This is a genomic window from Rhodovulum viride, from assembly GCF_003265965.1.
GTDB lineage: Bacteria > Pseudomonadota > Alphaproteobacteria > Rhodobacterales > Rhodobacteraceae > Rhodovulum > Rhodovulum kholense.
In genome coordinates this window covers 1-393 of the sequence record NZ_MUAV01000201.1, presented here as the reverse complement: position 1 = coordinate 393, position 393 = coordinate 1, and the positions used below count along the sequence as shown (strand labels likewise).

Sequence of the window (393 nt, the reverse complement as noted above, 5' to 3'; positions counted from 1 at the left end):
GGGTCGGCCGCTACGAGCTGATGGACGCCTGGGACATCGCCCGCGATCTGCTGGAGGCCCACACGCCGGTTCCGGCCGAGTTCATCGACGTTGCCGCCTGGCAGGCCGAGGCCGAGACCTACCTGACCGGCTATACCTTCTCGCGCACTGTTCCCAAGCCGACCGCCGTCAACACGCTGCTGGGCGAGTTGGTCCGCGACGGCACCTTCAATCTCTGGTGGGACGAGCGCGCGCAGCGGATCATGCTGAAGGCCGTGCGCCCCGAGACCGCGACCGTCGTCCTTTCCGACAGCGAGCATGTCGTCGCGGGCTCGCTGTCACAGGCGCGCGAACCCGATGAGCGGATCAGCCGGGTCTTCATCTATTACAACCCCGAGGACCCCACGAAATCGG

At 66.9% G+C, this 393-nt stretch carries 1 protein-coding gene; it reads left to right on the top strand.

All coding sequences use genetic code 11. The annotated features are described in order from the left end of the window. On the top strand, positions 1 to 393 hold a 393-nt coding region (locus tag BYZ73_RS23265; protein WP_220086897.1), incomplete at both ends, for a hypothetical protein.